This is a genomic window from Tenacibaculum sp. TB-53, assembly GCF_059716285.2.
On the sequence record NZ_CM202790.1, the window covers coordinates 1,593,112 to 1,607,742 of the forward strand.

General features: G+C 30.1%; 16 protein-coding genes. 9 read left to right on the forward strand and 7 right to left on the reverse strand.

The genetic code is table 11. The annotated features are described in order from the left end of the window. Position 1: 1 nt before the first annotated feature. The 8 genes from AC3VJB_RS07260 to AC3VJB_RS07295 all read left to right on the forward strand — a co-directional run bounded on the left by AC3VJB_RS07260 (position 2) and on the right by AC3VJB_RS07295 (position 6,445). A complete protein-coding gene (locus tag AC3VJB_RS07260; RefSeq protein ID WP_159492494.1) occupies positions 2 to 598 on the forward strand; it encodes a short chain dehydrogenase in 597 nt (198 codons plus the stop codon). Between the two features lie 10 nt (positions 599 to 608). Next, positions 609 to 1,679 (forward strand): ankyrin repeat domain-containing protein, encoded by a 1,071-nt coding sequence (locus AC3VJB_RS07265; RefSeq protein ID WP_497666959.1) that lies wholly within the window; start codon positions 609 to 611, stop codon positions 1,677 to 1,679. A 114-nt stretch (positions 1,680 to 1,793) separates the two neighbouring features. Continuing rightward, positions 1,794 to 2,111, forward strand: coding sequence for a hypothetical protein (locus AC3VJB_RS07270; RefSeq protein ID WP_073181312.1), 318 nt, complete (start codon positions 1,794 to 1,796; stop codon positions 2,109 to 2,111). Then, positions 2,092 to 3,021, forward strand: coding sequence for an FAD:protein FMN transferase (locus AC3VJB_RS07275; RefSeq protein ID WP_073182640.1), 930 nt, complete (start codon positions 2,092 to 2,094; stop codon positions 3,019 to 3,021). Before AC3VJB_RS07270 ends, AC3VJB_RS07275 begins: the two co-directional genes overlap by 20 nt. Next, a complete protein-coding gene (rsxC, locus tag AC3VJB_RS07280) occupies positions 3,018 to 4,274 on the forward strand; it encodes an electron transport complex subunit RsxC (RefSeq protein WP_159492496.1) in 1,257 nt (418 codons plus the stop codon). Before AC3VJB_RS07275 ends, rsxC begins: the two co-directional genes overlap by 4 nt. Continuing rightward, complete coding sequence (locus AC3VJB_RS07285; protein ID WP_497666960.1) at positions 4,271 to 5,362, forward strand: RnfABCDGE type electron transport complex subunit D; 1,092 nt, start codon at positions 4,271 to 4,273, stop codon at positions 5,360 to 5,362. The genes rsxC and AC3VJB_RS07285 overlap by 4 nt, the downstream gene beginning before the upstream one ends. Positions 5,363 to 5,367: 5 nt before the next feature. After that, positions 5,368 to 6,015 carry a nitroreductase family protein gene (locus AC3VJB_RS07290; protein ID WP_159492498.1) on the forward strand — a complete coding sequence of 216 codons (648 nt, stop codon included), beginning with the start codon at positions 5,368 to 5,370 and terminating at the stop codon, positions 6,013 to 6,015. Positions 6,016 to 6,169: 154 nt separating this feature from the next. Further along, positions 6,170 to 6,445, forward strand: coding sequence for a hypothetical protein (locus tag AC3VJB_RS07295; protein ID WP_047789310.1), 276 nt, complete (start codon positions 6,170 to 6,172; stop codon positions 6,443 to 6,445). A 66-nt stretch (positions 6,446 to 6,511) separates the two neighbouring features. On the opposite strand, the gene AC3VJB_RS07300 is transcribed toward AC3VJB_RS07295, so the two are convergent. The 3 genes from AC3VJB_RS07300 to AC3VJB_RS07310 form a co-directional block, all read right to left on the reverse strand. Beyond that, positions 6,512 to 7,435, reverse strand: a complete 924-nt coding sequence (locus AC3VJB_RS07300; protein ID WP_167713491.1) for an AraC family transcriptional regulator — start codon at positions 7,433 to 7,435, stop codon at positions 6,512 to 6,514. Positions 7,436 to 7,834: 399 nt separating this feature from the next. Continuing rightward, positions 7,835 to 8,143 carry a hypothetical protein gene (locus tag AC3VJB_RS07305; RefSeq protein ID WP_047789311.1) on the reverse strand — a complete coding sequence of 103 codons (309 nt, stop codon included), beginning with the start codon at positions 8,141 to 8,143 and terminating at the stop codon, positions 7,835 to 7,837. After that, entirely contained in the window at positions 8,130 to 9,443 is a 1,314-nt protein-coding gene (locus tag AC3VJB_RS07310) for an NAD(P)/FAD-dependent oxidoreductase (RefSeq protein WP_462098581.1), read from the reverse strand. Before AC3VJB_RS07310 ends, AC3VJB_RS07305 begins: the two co-directional genes overlap by 14 nt. A gap of 113 nt (positions 9,444 to 9,556) precedes the next feature. Between AC3VJB_RS07310 and AC3VJB_RS07315 the strand changes: the two genes are divergently transcribed. Then, on the forward strand, positions 9,557 to 9,991 hold the full coding sequence (locus tag AC3VJB_RS07315) for a DUF7738 domain-containing protein (protein ID WP_047789313.1): 435 nt from the start codon (positions 9,557 to 9,559) through the stop codon (positions 9,989 to 9,991). Here AC3VJB_RS07315 and AC3VJB_RS07320 read toward each other — a convergent pair. From AC3VJB_RS07320 to AC3VJB_RS07335, 4 genes are read right to left on the reverse strand one after another with little or no spacing between them, the layout of a single operon-like run. Continuing rightward, entirely contained in the window at positions 9,986 to 10,513 is a 528-nt protein-coding gene (locus AC3VJB_RS07320; protein ID WP_159492500.1) for a hypothetical protein, read from the reverse strand. The two genes, AC3VJB_RS07315 and AC3VJB_RS07320, sit on opposite strands and share 6 nt — an antisense overlap. Beyond that, positions 10,514 to 10,936: a secondary thiamine-phosphate synthase enzyme YjbQ gene (locus tag AC3VJB_RS07325; protein WP_497666961.1), complete on the reverse strand. Its 423-nt coding sequence runs from the start codon at positions 10,934 to 10,936 to the stop codon at positions 10,514 to 10,516. It abuts the gene before it with no gap. Positions 10,937 to 10,945: 9 nt separating this feature from the next. Continuing rightward, positions 10,946 to 11,695, reverse strand: coding sequence for a LytR/AlgR family response regulator transcription factor (locus tag AC3VJB_RS07330; RefSeq protein ID WP_047789316.1), 750 nt, complete (start codon positions 11,693 to 11,695; stop codon positions 10,946 to 10,948). A gap of 2 nt (positions 11,696 to 11,697) precedes the next feature. Further along, on the reverse strand, positions 11,698 to 14,613 hold the full coding sequence (locus tag AC3VJB_RS07335; protein WP_437822798.1) for a sensor histidine kinase: 2,916 nt from the start codon (positions 14,611 to 14,613) through the stop codon (positions 11,698 to 11,700). Positions 14,614 to 14,631 lie beyond the last annotated feature (18 nt).

Sequence of the window (14,631 nt, forward strand, 5' to 3'; positions counted from 1 at the left end):
AATGAAAAAAGTAATTATAGTCGGTGCAACAGGCATCATTGGTTCAAAAGTACAAGATATTTTATGTAAAGATTATGAAATTATTACTATTAATCGTACAAGTGGCAATTATAAATTAGACATGGCAAATGCAGAAGCAGTAGATACTACGCTTAAAAGCATTGGTGGTTTTGATGCACTAATAGCAACAAGCGGTTATGGTAAATGGGGAAACATAGAAGAACATAGTATTCAAGATTTTCACGATGGTTTGCAAAGTAAGTTAATGGGGCAAATAAACTTAGTTATGCTGGGTAGAAAGTATGCCAATCCAGGTGCGACTTTTGTATTATCTTCTGGTATCTTAGCACAACAACCAATGGTTGGTGGTTTATCTTTAAGCGTTATTAATGCAGGTGTAGAAGCGTTTGTAAAAGCAGCTACCGTAGAAAGCAAAGAATTTAAAATTAATGCGGTAAGTCCATCTTTTGCAAAAGAAACTATGGAACAAATGGGAATGGATTCTACCTATGGTGTACCAGCAATTGAGTTTGCCAAATTGTATAAACAAGCCATAGAAGATGATAAAACAGGTATGATCTATCACATAAACCAATAAACATATTAGTATGAAAAAAAAACAGTTTTTAATGGTAATTTTTACAGCCTTAATGCTGTTAAATTGCACCCAAAATCAAACAAAATCTTTAGAAAAAAAAGAAATTAAAACCATGGAACAAACAGCTACAGGTTTACCACAGCTCCATCAAGCTATTATAGATAATGATGAAATTAAAGTACACGAACTAATTGCCAATGGTGCCGATGTTAATCAATTAGATAGTCGTATGGGTAATGCTCCATTACATATTGCTTCGCAGACCGATAATCCAAAAATGATCGATATTTTAATTAAAAACGGTGCTTTTGTAAACCAAATTACACCACGTGCTGGGCACTCACCTTTAATGGTTGCTGCTTGGTACAGTAAAGGTGAAAATATAAAAGCTCTTTTAAAAGCAAAAGATATTAATATTTATGTAAAAAGCCCTAACGGTGGCATTATGGCTAGAGATATGATTGGTGGCTGGGATTCCTCTCCAAACGATAATGACCAGAAGAGGTATGATTCTCTTCGCAAGATAATTGATGATTATGAGGTGGATTTGAAAGAAAAAATAGCTGAGCAAAAAATATATCAGGTAGTAATAAACAAACAGCTAACCGAAGACCAAAAGCTTGAAAAAGTAACTGCTTTAATAGCAGCAGGAGAGCCTGTAAATACTGAATCGTATATAACAGGAACAGGTAACGATAAACATTCTCCGCTATTAGTAGCTTCTAGGAATAATTATCCTAAACTTGTTAATGTATTACTGAATGCTGGTGCAAACATTGGTCAGCGTGGTTACCCAATGAATGCAATTGCGTTTCATAAAGGTGGTTATAAAGGCAATCCAGAAGTTTTAGAGTTATTGGTAGCGCACAAAGACGCCCAAAAATATATAGACGATCAAGGATTGAATAATGGCTACACACCTTTGCATGATGCTATTTGGCACAACAATCCAAAAGCGGCACAGGTGCTAATAGATGCAGGAGCACGGTTAGATCTAAAAACCTATGAAGGCGATACGCCTTTAGATTTGGCGAAACGTTATAACTATACTGAAATAATTAAGGCTATTGAAGCAAAATAGAAATAAACTTAAGACAAAAGTCATTAAGTTTATTTACTCTTTAACGAACCATTAACTACTATATTATTTATTTGTAACACGATTGATGTTACCTTTGGAGTTTACATATAATCTATGAATTTTAAGCATATAATACTTTACCTTCTTGGCATTAGTTTATTACTTTTTGGTAATCGTAATTTATGGGATAAGTGGCAAGAATCTCGAGAAAAATATAAACGAGAAAAAGCACTTGCTACTGTTAATGACAATGTTGAAAAACGTTTTGAAACTCAAAAAATCACCTACGACACCATTACAAAAACATGGAAAAATTCTAATTTTTATTTTCAAACAATAAATTTAGGAAATGTAAACTTCAAAGCTTTACGAAAAAAAGGACGAACAACTATAGAATTGGATGGAGATGAAAATGCCTCAAGTAGCCAGTAAAGCCTATATTACACAAACCCGGTTTCTATTTCATTGTCATATTAAAATTAAAATACCTGCAAATTATCCAGAAACTTTGTTAGAGGATTGTTTCTCTTTATTAGAAACAGTAGATAGCACCTACAATTCGTATCAAAAAGGTTCTTATTTTAATCAAATTAATACCAATGCAGGTTATTGGGTTACGGTTGATAATGTTACAATTAATTTACTAAAGCAAACCATAAAAATAGCAGAAATAACAAATGGAAGTTATGATATTTCTGCTATGCCCTTAATACGTTTATGGGGATTTTATAAGGAAAAACCTACTCAACCCCCTACAGAAACAGCCATAGTAAGATGTTTAAAACAAGTAAATTATAAAAACATTCAAATACATGGTAATCATGTAAAAATAGCACCACAACAAGAGTTAATTACGGGATCGTTTATAAAAGCCTATGCTGTAGATCAACTTGTAGCCTTTTTAAAAAACAAAGGTGTTACAGATGCTATTATAAATGCTGGTGGTAGTACTATTTATGGCTTATCAGATAACACACACCCACAATGGTATATTAAAATACCACATCCTAATTTAGATAATAACTTTAAACGCTTGTCGATACAAAATACTTGCTTTTCATTATCATCTACTCAAACTCAGTTTTTAGAAATTAATGGTAAAAAATATAGTCATATTATAAATGCACAAACCGGATTTCCCTCGCAAAACTTACAAGTTGGTTTATGTTCAAAATCGGCATGTTTAGGCGATATGATTTCTACAGCCTTATTTGGGGCAGACATATCTCAATTTAAAACTATAGTGTCTCAACTTCAAAAAGTATTTGATTTTGAAGTCTATATTATAGACCACCAAATGCAACTACATTCGCAATATTTTAAACCCTTTTTAAGCTTATGATGCATATTCCATCATTAAAATCGAAAACAAAATCAAAAACAATAAAAACACTTGCTACTCCAAAATACTTATATATGCCTTTACAAGCTTACCGAGGTAGTTTGAAGCCGTTGGTAGGTATAGGTGACAATATTTTGAAACATCAAAAAATCGCTAGTTCCGAAGGTATTTTTGCGTCATCAATACATGCACCAGTATCAGGCACTGTGATAGACATAATAAGCAATGATGGTTCATCTTATATTAAAATTGAAAATAATTTTAGGGAAGAAAAAGTTTCTAAAAAGCCAATTAATATTGAAGCTTTAACAAAGGAACAAATTCTTACGTTTATAAAAGAATATGGTATTGAAGGTAGTGGTGGCGCGCGTTTTCCTTCTGCAACAAAATATCAAACCAATACGCAATCTATATCGTATTTTTTAATTAATGGTGCCGAGTGCGAACCTTATTTGAGTGCAGATTATGCGGTTATGCAACAAGACGCAGAAGCATTAATTAAAGCCATTAAAGTTGTACAAAAAGTAATTAAAGCTAAACACATTATTTTTGGTATTGAAAAACAACACAAAGAATTAAAATCTCATTTGCAAAATGTAGCCTCTAGATTAGGCATTACAATTCAAGTAAAATTATTACCTAACACTTATCCTCAAGGTGGTGAATTACAGCTTATAAAATCATTAACTAAAAAAGAAATACCAAAAGGTAGTATTCCTGCAAATCATGGTATTATGGTTAATAATGTTGGTACTTTATGGGCATTGTATCAAGCATTTTATAAACAACAACCTTATACCGAACGTATTGTTACAATTTCTGGCGAGAAGGCTGTAAACCATGGTAATTATAGAGTAGCTATTGGTACACCTTTAAATCATATTTTAGAAACATTAGGTCAACCATGGGATAACGATATGCAAACGGTTATTTTGGGAGGTCCCATGATGGGAAAGGCTGTACACCATCCAGAAACACCTATAAACAAAGGTAGTGGAGGCTTATTGACTATGCCAAACCCTAAGAACAAACGTTATAACTGTATCCAATGCGGATATTGTACCGATGTTTGTCCGCAGCGTTTAATGCCAATGGAGTTTGCGCGTCATGCTGCAAATAAAGACACTCAAAAGTTAAACGATTTTAACTTAATGGACTGTATAGAATGTGGTGCTTGTGCGTATATATGTCCTAGTGATGTGCCTTTAATGCAAAGTATTTTTTCTGGTAAAACTTTAATACAACAAGCATGAGTTTAAATCCGTATATAAAACCAAAATTTGGTAGTACTTCTGCTGTGATGTTAGATGTTATTATTGCATTGTTACCTTTATCCATTATTAGTATCATTGCGTTTGGTATGCATGCTTTAAGCTTACTGTTAGTGGCCATAGGAACTGCTTTATTAACAGAACTTGTTTGCGCGTTCTTATACACAAAAAATTATAAAAGTATTTTAGATGGCTCTGCTATTGTAACTGCTTTGTTAATGTGTTTTACAATTTCGCCAATAACACCTTGGTATATCGTTGCTTTTGGTGCTGCTGCTGCGATTATTTTTGGTAAAGTAGTTTGGGGCGGATTAGGAAAAAATAGATTTAATCCTGCATTAGTAGGACGAGAATTTATGACTACTTTCTATCCTGTAATTATGACCTCGGCAAGTATTTGGGCAACCAAAAGCTTTGTTAACACACCAAGTATTAACTTATTCTCGGGTTTAGAACATCCATTTTTGTCTCAATATTTAAACCAACTAGTTTATAATACTAGTGGAGCTATGGGAGAATATTCAATATTGGCTATTAGCTTAGGTGGACTATATTTATTATTTAAAAATAGAATATCTTGGCATATTCCGCTAGCGTTATTATCTGTATTTTTTCTTGGTTTTTGGTTAATAGATGGTGGTAAAAATTATCATTTTTCTTTAGCAGGCGTATTATTAGGTACTATTTTTATGGCTACCGATATGCCTTCTAGCCCTACCAATACCAATGGTAAACTGTATTACGGCGCTATGATTGGACTTGTAGCTTTTTTATTGCTTTTAGGCAACGTTAGTTACGAGTATATGTCTTTTTCAATTTTAATCCTTAATGGGTTTTCATACTTAATTTCACAAGCATTTAAACCTAAAGTTTGGGGTAAAAGCATAAATAGAAAAACACAAATAGAACAGCTGTTTTTTCTTACGCTAGCTATTATAGGCGTTACTTTATCTGTTATTACCCTTAACTATTACCATTTAACCGCTTACGTTGTATATCTATACATTATATATATTATTTTAAAATTTAATTTTTCATTTAGTAAAAAAATATTCAATCCAATACAGTAGTAATTATGAAGAAGTTTTTGTTTTTAGCTCTTAGTATAGCTTTATTTTCTTGTGAAGAAAAGCCCGTAGAAAAAACAACCTATTCTGGGTCACAACGCGAAGCCATTATAGACAATATTTTAACACGCCGATCTATTAGAAAATATACAGATCAACAGGTTAGTAAAGCCCAATTAGATACAGTTATGAAAAGCGCTTTATTTGCGCCAAGTGCATTGAATAAACAACCTTGGGAAGTACGCGTTATTCAGAATCAAGAATTATTAACCGAAATTAATAATCGTTTTTTAAATTACGCACAAGGAAAAGAGTTTCAAGGTAGTGCCGCACGTTATAGAGAACCTGGTTTTAGCATTTTTCATAGCGCCCCAACGCTTATTGTTATAGCTAGAAATAAAAGTAGTAATATTAGCTATTTAGATAGTGGTATTATTTTGCAAAACATTTTATTAAGTGCGCATGCTATAGATTTAGGCACGTGCCCATTAGGGACTTTAGTACCAATTTTAAATCTAGAAGAAAATAAAGACATTTTAGAACTACTAAACATTCCTGAAGGTTTTGAAGTCGCTATTAATGTTGCTTTGGGGTACCCTGACGAACAACCTGTAGCACCAAAACGTTACCCAGATCGAATTAAAATTATAGAATAGATTAAAATATTTTTTATATTTGGTGTTCTCAAAATTGCTATATATTTCTTCATTATATTTTTTAGTTGTCAGTAAGATTTGTTAGCAATTTTATTAAACTCATAAGTATTTTATGAATAAAAATGAAAAGAAAAATTTAATCAAAAATTAAAATATGATAGAAATATTAGCATTAGTTTTTTTAGGTAAGAAAATAGCTGAATTAGCAGGAGAAAAAGGAGAAAGCCCTAATAAATGGAGAGGTATAATGATTGGCTCTTGGTTTGGAGCAGAAATTTTGGGAATTGTAATATTTGCCTCTACAATTGGAATAGGTGATGATACTATTTTTCCTGCTGCAATGGTAGGGCTAGTTTGTGGCTTAACTAGTTATTTTGTTGTAAGAAGCATATTGACTTCTAAACCTGATGCTGTAAAGGAGTTATCTTAACAATAAAGTATAATAAAAAGGCATAACATTCTAAAGAATGTCATGCCTTTTATGTTTTAAAATATTTTAGTCAACAGGTATACAAATATCTACAATACATTTTCCTTCGGGGTGTTCATTAGGGTTGTTATAAAAAATTTCATATGGATCTTGGTCAGCTTTCTTGAAACCATGTTCACTCATCCACACAAAACTACTTTCCCATGCTTGTTGAAATTCTGACGGAGTAATTTCTAAACGAGATACTATACATTTTAATTCAGGTATTTCTTTTACACTTACTTCTCCTTCAGTTTTTACCTCTGAATTTAAAGTTAAACAAACACTCATTCTTATTTTGTCTTCATCAGTAATTTTAGGACTGTCGTGATATACCGTTAACATTCTTAAATTTTCCTGCTGCATTAACCCTTTAGGATAAGCCCACTCCATTAGCTTATGGTAAGCATTTTCTACTGCATCCATTTTTCCTTGATGTGTTAAATAGGCTACTTTTAAGGTTGGCATTTTTTTTACTTCGGTTTTAGCTTTCATTTGCATCCATTTTAAGTTTGTATTTATATTACAAATGTATTGCTCAAACTGTGTTTCTATTTTTCCATTCTTGCTTTCTGTTTTACAAATCTTGCTATATTTAGATGGACTTTCTTTTTTAAATTCAGCAGGACTCATTCCGTAAAACTTTTTAAAAGCTCTTGAAAATGATGACAAGGTTACAAAACCTACTATTTCGGATACTTCTGTAACTGTTTTATTTTTTTTATTTAGTAAAAAAGAAGCTGACTTTTCTACTCTCTTTCTCGTTATAAAATCATTAACCGTTTCTTTGGTTACGGCTTTAAAAAGCCTATGAAAATGGTATGGAGAGAAGTATGCCTTTTCTGCTATTTCTTCTAAAACAAGTTTTTTATCCAAATTTCTTTCAATAAAATCAATAGCATTACTTATACGGATTACTGTTTTATTGGGTATTTTTTTAGTTGAGCTCATAACTACTTCTTATTTAGAAACACCTACTTATCAAGAATTAATTTCCTTTTCTTGCAAAATTAAAAATACAAAACCTCCAATAAAATATAAAATAACATCAAATATGTCCGCTGTATATCTTTCCATATATTTCGGTATTATAAACTCAAAAAAAAATGAATATAATGCACATATATAAACCATTACCCCTAATGGTATTTGATAATGTTTATTATTCTTACTCCATCTTAAAATATAAAGGCATATAGTTAATATTATAGGAATTATTAAAAAGTCGTTTACATAATTATTAACTAATGTAGGTAGTTTTATAATTAACTTTTGTGCTATATAAATTAGACTCCCTATTAGTATTGAAATAGCAAAATAATATGTAAGTATCTTTTGTTTCACGCTACCCTACCCTGCTGCTACCATTGCTATAAACCATGCTATTAAAGCTCCAATAGCACTCACCAATAAATATGCTGAATATAAAACCCAACCAACAATACGGTACAGCCAAAACGAATGTTTTTTTAACCGTTCTGCTAAATTAGGATTTTCTATTTCATGCTTCGCTTTTTTGAGTTCTTCTTGCTTATAAGCTGTAACTTTTTCTTCTTGTTTTTTTTCAAAAGAAATTAATGTATTACAGTTTTTACAGTAATCTCTATTTTTATTGAAAACTCCACAGTTAGGGCACTTAATATTTCTAGTGATTGCCATTTTCTTGTTCTTTAAAGCTATACTTATTTTTCTTTTTATAAGGGCGAATAATTAACCTTGTTTCTCTATCAAAACGTATGTAGTTATATACCCAATTCATAAACACTACCGCTTTATTTCTAAATCCGATGAGTGAAAATAGATGTACAAACATCCATATAAACCATGCAAAAACTCCTTGAAATTTCCAATGAGATAAATCTACTACCGCTTTATTTCTTCCAATGGTTGCCATAGATCCTTTGCTGTTGTACACAAATGGTTTTTGTTTTTTGCTTTTTATTTTGGCTAAGATATTTTTACCCAATAATCGTCCTTGTTGAATCGCTGGTTGCGCCATCATTGGATGCCCTCTTTTATAAGTTTTAGTTTCCATACATGCTACATCTCCAATAGCATAAATATTATCGTAGCCTATTACTTTGTTGTATTCATCTACTTTAAATCGATTAGCTCTTTCAACTACACATTCTTCATTTAAACCATTAACAGCAGCTCCTTTTACTCCTGCTGCCCAAATAACCGTTTGTGCTTTAAAATGATCTTCTCCGTTTGTAGTAACAGTTTCTCCATCATAATCAAGTACACGAAGATTTTTCCACACATCTACTCCTAGTTTTATTAAAAAATCTTCCGCTTTTTTAGAAGCTCCATTACTCATTCCTTTTAATAGCTCTCCTGAGCTTTGAATGAGATTAATTTTCATCTGCCGAATATCTAAGTCTGGGTAGTCTTTAGGTAAAATTCCTTTTTTCATTTCTGCCAAAGCTCCTGCCAACTCTACTCCTGTTGGTCCACCTCCTACAATAACAAAATTCATTAATGCTCTTCGCTTTTCTAAATCGGTTACCAATAATGCTTCTTCAAAATTCTCTAAAACCAAACTACGAATATTTAATGCTTGTGGAACCGATTTCATTTCCATAGCATACTTTTGAATATTAGTATTTCCAAAAAAGTTTGTTGTTGAACCTGTGGCTATAATCAACTCATCATACTCTAAATTTCCTATCGTAGTTTCTATATAGTTTTTCTCGGCATGTATTTGGGTTACTTTTGCTAATCTGAAGAAAAAGTTTTCTACATCATTAAATCTTTTTCTCAAAGGGAACGCTATACTGTCAGGCTCCAATCCTCCTGTGGCTACTTGATATAGTAAAGGTTGAAAAGTATGGTAATTGTGTTTATCTATTAATACTACTTGTAAATCTTGGTTTTCTAGAGCTCTTGTTACTGCCAATCCTGCAAACCCACCTCCTATAATTATTATTCGAGGAAAACTTGTTTGAGGTATGTTCATTGTTTATTAGGATTTTAAATCTAATTAGCAAATTTAACTAAAAGAGAAAGGAGTTAGTTAAAATTTATTTTTTAGTTTTACGCTCGCCCCCGTTAATCAAATCAATAACTGTCATGTTTAATTTTTTTAAAAAGAAAAAAGTAACGAGTTTAACTATTATATGTGATACTAACATTATACATGTTAATAATAAACCTCTTACATTTCCTACTAATTATAATACTTTAATTGATGTTTTAGGCAAACCTAGTAGAGAATTAAAAAAAAGTAATAATTATATTATTTGGGATACACATGGTATTTTTTGCGGTTATACTGATAGAGATAATATTTTATCCATAAATGTTTATCAAAATAAAAAAGATAGAAGTGAGTATAACACCCAAAAGCAGTTTAAAGGAAAGCTTTTTTTAAATAATGAAGAAATTACTAATAATGAGTTTGGTAAAATTCCATTAGGTAAAGTAGCTATTCACAGACTTGGTAGAGAGAGTGACACCCGTTTTGGATTTAGTCTTGGCGTTAATAGAGATTATAAAGATTTATAACTCTAATTTAACTTGCTGTAAGGTTTTGTTTGTTGTGATGAGTTTGTCAATTATTTTTCTTCTTAAAGTTTCAATATCCTCTTCATAATAACGTGCCCACTTGTATTCTTTAAACAGAGTTTGAATTTGTTTTAAACGCTGATGTGCAAACTCTGAAGTCATTAAAAAATGAGCTTCTTCTGAATTATTTTGAACTCTTTTAATATTCACTTTATGCACTGTATAACCTACTTCTAAATAGAATACTTTATCAGTACTATTTAATGGATAAAAATCAGACCAATTTGCGTACCCTACATAATAATTTTGATTTTTATAGTTTTCTATTCCCTGAATCTTCCAACGACAATTGGCAACCCTACCCCAGTGATTTGAATAACGAAAAACACCCTCGGCTGTGTAATAGTAATAACTACCTGATTTACTTTGAAAATGTGCCTTCATATCATCAAAGAAATTGACATTTTGCATTTCAAACTCACAGTATGTACTTCTGTAAAAATTGAATTTATGATACTTCATTTAATTTCCAAAAGCTGTTAGTACTATTTTTCTTTTACCTCCATAATTTCTGTGCTCACCTAAGTATATTCCTTGCCAAGTTCCTAAGTTGAGATTTCCATTGGTAATTGGAATTTGTACCTGACATCCTAACATAGAACTTTTAATATGTGCTGGCATATCATCGGCACCTTCATAATCGTGTTTATAGTATGGCATATTTTCAGGAACCATTTTATTGATATGCGATTCGAAATCTATTCGAACGGTAGGATCTGCATTTTCATTAATGGTTAAACTAGCAGAAGTATGCTTTATAAATACCTGTAAATGTCCTATTTGAATATTTTCAAGCTCAGGAAGTGCTTCTAACAAAACATCTGTAATTAAGTGATAGCCTCTATTAAATGCTGGTAATTGAATTTCTTTTTGGTAAAATTGCATTTTACAAATCTAAAATACTTCTTTTATAATTTTTAGAAATTCTTGCTTTTTTGTTTTTGAAATAGGAATTGTTGTTTGATTTTGCATTAATAAAAAATCTCCGTCTTTTTTAACAAATTTTTCTAAATAATGAAGGTTTATTAAGTAAGACCTATGACATCTAAAAAATAAGTTGTTTCCCTGAAGTTGATTTTCAAAGTATGCTAGTGGTTTACAAATTAATTCTCTTTCTCTATTTGCTAAATGTACTTTTGTATACATTCCATCTGCTTCTAAGTATAAAATATCTTCATGCGAAACAAAAATAATTTCTCCTGGTACTTCTAAAGCGATTTTATGTGATGATAATGATTGAATGGCTTTTTTTAACTCTGAAAATTGTGCTGTTACCTTTTTTTGGTTAATATTAACTTTTGCTTTATTTATAGCTACTCGTAACTCTTCTCTGTCAATTGGTTTAACCAAATAATCTATTGCAGATAATTTTAGTGCTTCTAATGCGTATTGTTGATATGCTGTTGTAAAAATTAATTGAAACTCTATAGGCTCTGAAATAAAATCTAATATTTCTAAACCTGAGTACTCAGGCATTTCAATATCTAAAAAAACAATGTCTGGATTGTTTTCTTTAATTGACTTTACTCCATCTACTAAGTTATCTGCTGTAATAACATTTTTTATTTCAGGAAAAAACTCTGTAAGCATCGTTTTCATTACACTACGTGCTTTTGCCTCATCATCAATTATTAAAGCTTTCATTATTAAATTCTTTTTATTTTTAGTGTTACTATCGTTCCTGTAGCATTATTGTTTTCATCTACTTTATCCGTAAAATCTACTGAAATATCAAATAACTTTTCTTTCTTATACAACGAAACTCGCTCTTGGGTAGCGTTTACAGCAAAAGACTTATGCCCTTTTCTTTTCTTATTAATTTCTGAAGATTTTTTTCGTCCAACACCATCATCTTTTATCGTTATAATTAAAACCTTGTTAATATTTTCTTCTATTGTTATCCATAAATTCCCTTGGTCTTTCTTATGAACAAGTCCGTGTTTTATAGCATTTTCTACAAAAGGTTGTATAAACAACGGCGGAACTTCAATTTGATCTTTATTTATGTTTTTATCTACTAAGAAGTGAACCTTAAATTTATTTTCAAATCGTAATTGCTCTAATGATATATAAATCTCGAGTGAACTAAGTTCTTCTTTGAGTAGTATTACATTTACTCTACTATGATTTAAATACATTCTTATTAAACGAGAAAATTTAACTAAGTAATCACTTGCTAAATATTTCTCATTCTTCATTACATAATCTTGAATAGCTCCTAAGGAATTAAAAATAAAATGAGGGTTCATTTGTGAGCGTAAGTTTTCTAGCCTTAACTTACTTATTCTACTATCTAAAATTACCCTTTCTAGTTCTCGTTCTCCTTCCTCTTCTTTCCATTTTAATTTAATTCGGTAATATATTATTATTCCTAAAACAGATATTATAAATATTGTCACAATAAACCACCAACTTTCCCAAAAAGGCTTTTGTACAATTATTTTAACTCCTTTACTTTCTTTTCCTATACTTCCATCTAAACTTTTAGTTCTAAGTAAAAACTTATATCTTCCTGATGGAATTCCAATATATCTTACTACATCATCGTTTAACTCAGATGTTTGCCATTCTGTATTAAAACCTAAAAGTTTATATTGAAAAACATTTTTACTACTAGATTTAAATCCATTAGCATTAAAGTTAAATGTAATGTCGTTAGTTTTGTAAGGCAGTTTGTATTTTGTTTTTATTTCTTGTTCTATTCCTCCAATTTTAACATTACTTATGTAGGCTAACGGAGCTAATTTTGGTTCTATTAACTCTGGAACAGATGTGTTTATTCTACATAAAAAATTGTTACCAGGTATCCATAAATAATTATTTTGTATTACTGGAGTTTTAAATTTTATAGCACTTTTATCAGTTAAGTTTATTGTATTTATTATTTTTTTATCTGTATCGTATCGCTGTATTCCTTTTTCAGTAACAATCCATAGAAAATTGTCCTTCCCTAAAATTCCTTTTATTTGAGATTTTAACAATCCGTTTAAACAGGTTATGCTATCAGTTACTTTTCCTCCCTCTAAAGCTAAAATTTTATCTCTTGTAGTTGCCCATATTTTACCGTTAGTAGTTTGAGTGTATTCAGAAAAAATAATAGGTTTATTTTGATGATGTACTGGAATAGTTTGTAATTTATTGTTATAGGCTACTGTTCCATCAATATAAGTAACGTAAATAAGTTTGTTTTTTGAATCGTAATGAGTACTAATAGGTCTTTTGTTTTCTAAAACTATATAGTCTTTATTTCTAGAAAGTTGAGTATAAATAATAGCACGTCGATATGATAGATACACCAATGAATCTTTATTTATTTTCGTAAAACCTTTAGCTGTGGTAAACTGATTTCCTACATTAGTAATTTTCAACTTTTTTATATCATATGTATAGCTACTGGTTCCGTTTGTGCTTATATATGCTTTTTGTAGGTTTTTATTATATTTTATTCTATTAACAGGTCGTTGATTAGATAAACTGATAATTTTATAATAATTATCTTCTGTATTGTAATCTATTAAGTTACCATTTTGAGTTCCTAATAATAATCTATTATTACCAATGGTTTCTATTGAGATAATATCTTCTTTTATTTCCACAAAACTTTTCTTCGTTATTTCTAAACTTGGCACAACGAAAATTCCATTTTGCAGTGTTGCAAGCCAATAATTATTCTCATTATCTTTTAGAACATCAGTTATATGATAATCTTTAAAAATTTGTTTAGTATTATTTACTTTGTTTTTGTTTAAAGTTATATAAATACCTTTTGATGTTAACAACCAGTTTTCTTTAAACTTTTTGGTATTATAAACTTGTGCTTTTTTAAGAGCTTCAGGAAGTTTTGTGGTAGTTATTTTTCTCGTATGTATATTAACTGAAAATATCTTTGAGTTCTCCTTTTCTACTTTAACAACAACATCATCAAACCATTCAAACATTTGAAGCTTTCCTTCATTTAAAAAGTTTTTTTCTATATCAAAATTTATTTTTTTAAAAACTGCTTGCCCACTTTCTTCATAAACTTGAGTTATAGTATTAGTTTCTTTTAAATTGTAGTAAAAAAAACCATTTTTTGTTTTTGCTATTTTAGAAATATTGGCATTTAGGTCTTTTTTTATCGACGCAGTTTTTTTATCTATTTGGTAACTTTTTCTTTGTGATATAAAGAACACATCATCATTAAAAACAATTAAGCTTGCAAATGCTCCTTTCAATTCATTTGAAAAATCTTTAAATAATTGTAGTTCTTTATTTACTACTTTATAAATATGTCCTGAAATGGTCGAACACCAAATTTGTCCTTCCTTATCTATTTGTAAGTTAAAAATACTTTTTGTGGTAGAAATAGTATTTTTAACTTGCCTAAATCTTTTACCATTGTAATAAAACAAACCTTGCTCCCCTCCAACCCAAACTAGGTTATTTTTATCTTGTATAATATTATAATTTGCTAAAGATACTAATCCATCATCAGATGTAAATTGTGTATAAAAAGGCTCCTGTGAAAATACATTTTCAAAGAGAAAAGAAATAAAGATTAGTATATAAAAAGTTTTTTTCACAAATTTAATTTTATTACA

Bases quoted from the DNA above. Each gene is read 5' to 3' on its own strand.
- AC3VJB_RS07295 (WP_047789310.1), top strand. From the start codon at position 6,170: ATGATAGAAATATTAGCATTAGTTTTTTTAGGTAAGAAAATAGCTGAA.
- AC3VJB_RS07270 (WP_073181312.1), top strand. From the start codon at position 1,794: ATGAATTTTAAGCATATAATACTTTACCTTCTTGGCATTAGTTTATTA.
- AC3VJB_RS07315 (WP_047789313.1), top strand. From the start codon at position 9,557: ATGTTTAATTTTTTTAAAAAGAAAAAAGTAACGAGTTTAACTATTATA.
- AC3VJB_RS07285 (WP_497666960.1), top strand. From the start codon at position 4,271: ATGAGTTTAAATCCGTATATAAAACCAAAATTTGGTAGTACTTCTGCT.
- AC3VJB_RS07325 (WP_497666961.1), bottom strand. From the start codon at position 10,936: ATGCAATTTTACCAAAAAGAAATTCAATTACCAGCATTTAATAGAGGC.
- AC3VJB_RS07320 (WP_159492500.1), bottom strand. From the start codon at position 10,513: ATGAAGTATCATAAATTCAATTTTTACAGAAGTACATACTGTGAGTTT.
- AC3VJB_RS07330 (WP_047789316.1), bottom strand. From the start codon at position 11,695: ATGAAAGCTTTAATAATTGATGATGAGGCAAAAGCACGTAGTGTAATG.
- AC3VJB_RS07300 (WP_167713491.1), bottom strand. From the start codon at position 7,435: ATGAGCTCAACTAAAAAAATACCCAATAAAACAGTAATCCGTATAAGT.
- AC3VJB_RS07275 (WP_073182640.1), top strand. From the start codon at position 2,092: ATGCCTCAAGTAGCCAGTAAAGCCTATATTACACAAACCCGGTTTCTA.
- AC3VJB_RS07265 (WP_497666959.1), top strand. From the start codon at position 609: ATGAAAAAAAAACAGTTTTTAATGGTAATTTTTACAGCCTTAATGCTG.
- AC3VJB_RS07310 (WP_462098581.1), bottom strand. From the start codon at position 9,443: ATGAACATACCTCAAACAAGTTTTCCTCGAATAATAATTATAGGAGGT.
- AC3VJB_RS07290 (WP_159492498.1), top strand. From the start codon at position 5,368: ATGAAGAAGTTTTTGTTTTTAGCTCTTAGTATAGCTTTATTTTCTTGT.
- AC3VJB_RS07260 (WP_159492494.1), top strand. From the start codon at position 2: ATGAAAAAAGTAATTATAGTCGGTGCAACAGGCATCATTGGTTCAAAA.
- rsxC (WP_159492496.1), top strand. From the start codon at position 3,018: ATGATGCATATTCCATCATTAAAATCGAAAACAAAATCAAAAACAATA.
- AC3VJB_RS07305 (WP_047789311.1), bottom strand. From the start codon at position 8,143: ATGGCAATCACTAGAAATATTAAGTGCCCTAACTGTGGAGTTTTCAAT.